At 76.4% G+C, this 2156-nt stretch carries 1 protein-coding gene; it reads right to left on the bottom strand.

The genetic code is table 11. From position 1 onward, the window contains the following. Positions 1–1930, bottom strand: a 1930-nt coding sequence (locus VGD85_RS12500) for a GNAT family N-acetyltransferase (RefSeq protein ID WP_331063772.1), incomplete at its 3' end; no start/stop codon positions are given. Positions 1931–2156 lie beyond the last annotated feature (226 nt).

Raw genomic sequence — 2156 nt, 5'->3', positions numbered from 1 at the left:
GGTGAGCGCGCCACTCGGCGTACCGCGCGGCGCGGGCCAGCGCGCGCACCGCGGCGGTGTGGCTGCGATACGTGGTGACGCCGGGCAGGCCCTCGGCGGGGACCTGCAGCCCGCCCATCGGGACGAGCACCAGCGGCTTGTGCCGGTGCCGCGTGCGCGCCGCCGCCACCGCCTGCATGCCGGCGACCGCGTCGTTGGCGCCGGTGGCGACCAGCAGCACGAGCACGGCGTCGACCTCGTCGGATTCGAGCAGCAGCTCGGCGATCGCCCCCAGGTCCTTGGCGGGCACCGCGGCGCCGGTGTCGACGGGGTTGCCCGTGCCGACGGTCCCGGTCACGTACCGCGCGATCCGGGCCCGCAGCCGCGCCGAGAGCTCCGGCACGGTCAGGCCGAAGGAGTCAGCGGCGTCGGCCGCCAGCACGCCGGTGCCACCGGCGTTGGTGAGCACGGCGAGCCGTTGACCGGCCGGCAGCGGCTGCTCGGCCAGCAGCAGCGCGGCCTCGGCCATGTCGTCGGCGCCGTCGCAGCCGATCACCCCGGCCTGGGCGAACAGCGCGTCCACGGCGACCGACGGCGAGGCCGCGGCCGCGGTGTGGGAGGCGCCGGCGCGGCGACCGCCGGACGAGCGGCCCCCGACCACGGCCAGCAGCGGCTTGTGCTCGGCGAACCGGCGCGCGAACCGGGCGAACTTGGGCGCGTTGCCGAACGACTCCAGGTAGAGCGCGGCCGCGGTGACCCGCGGGTCGTCACGCCACGCGGCGAGCAGGTCGTTGCTGGACACGTCGACCTTGTTGCCCAACGAGATGAACGACGCGACGCCGAGGCCGAGCTCGCGGGCGGTGTCGGCGAGCACGATGCCGACGCCGCCGGACTGGGAGGCGACGGCCAGCCCGCCCGCCGGCGGGACCGATCCGCTGAACGAGGCGTTGAGCCGGATGTCGGGGTGCAGGCTCATCACGCCCAGACAGTTGGGGCCCACGACGCGGATGCTGCGCCGCCGGGCGAGCGCGAGGATCTGGCGCTGCAGCCGGGCGCCCTCCTCCCCCAGCTCGCCGAAGCCGGAGGACACGATCACCGCGGCGGGCACGCCGGCGTCGCCCGCGTCCTCGAGGGCCGCGAGCACCCGGGCCGCCGGCACCGCGATCACCACGAGGTCCACCGGTCCGGCCACGTCGCGCAGCCGGCGTACGGCGGCGACGCCCTCGACCTCGCGCGCCCGCGGGTGCACGACATGCAGCTGCCCGGTGTAGCCGCCGGCCACCACCGACCGCAGGATCGCCGCCCCGACGCCACTGCCGTCGCTGCGGGCCCCGACCACCGCGACCGCGCGCGGGTAGAGCAGCGGCTGGAGCGAGCGCGCCTCGGCCTCGCACTCGCGGTGGTCGGCGGCCGCCAGCGCCTCGGCCGAGGCGACGGTGTCCATCTCGACGCTGACGCTCGCCCCCTCGTTGCGGCGCACCACCGCGAAGCCGGCGGCCAGGAACACGTCGAGCATCGGGCGGTTCTCCCAGAGGACCTCGGCGAGGAAGCGGCGCACGCCGCACGCGCGGCACGCCGCCGCCAGGTGCTCGAGCAGCAGGCTCCCCACGCCCATGCCGTGCAGGTCGTCGGCGACGAGGAACGCGACCTCGGCGGCCCCCGGCTCGACCGGCTCGGCGGTCGCGAGCGCGCAGATCCGGCCGTCCCGCTCGAGGACCAGGGCCCGCGTGTCCGGGGCGTCGCGGAGGTGCTCGACGTACTCCCGGGCCGCGTAGCGGCTCGGGCTGAAGAACCGCAGCCGCAGGCTGTCGTCCGAGACGCTCTCGTGGAGCTCGAGCAGGCCCGGCAGGTCGGCGGGCTCCAGCGGCCGGATCACCGCGATCGTGCCGTCGCGCAGCAGCACGTCCGCGGGTGCCGGCTCGACGACCGGCACCGGCATCGGTGTGGGCATCCGACCTCCTCGACACGCCCGGCAGCCCCACGGCCTGCCCTTCTGAGCGTCCGCGATCCGAGCGCACCGGCGCAGAGGCCAAGGTCCCGCCGCCGGGGGATGCTCGTCCCCGGCGTACGCCCGCCAGCGAAGATCCCGTCAGCACCAGGCCCTAGGCCCGTAGCGGTGGAGCCGTCGGTGCGGCAATCTGGATCCTGACCGGGACGGCATCTGAGGACCCGCGGCC

This window comes from Nocardioides sp. (genome assembly GCF_036401255.1).
GTDB lineage: Bacteria > Actinomycetota > Actinomycetes > Propionibacteriales > Nocardioidaceae > Nocardioides.
The sequence above is the reverse complement of the archived record's forward strand: the minus strand, read 5'-3'. Positions and strand labels throughout refer to the sequence as shown.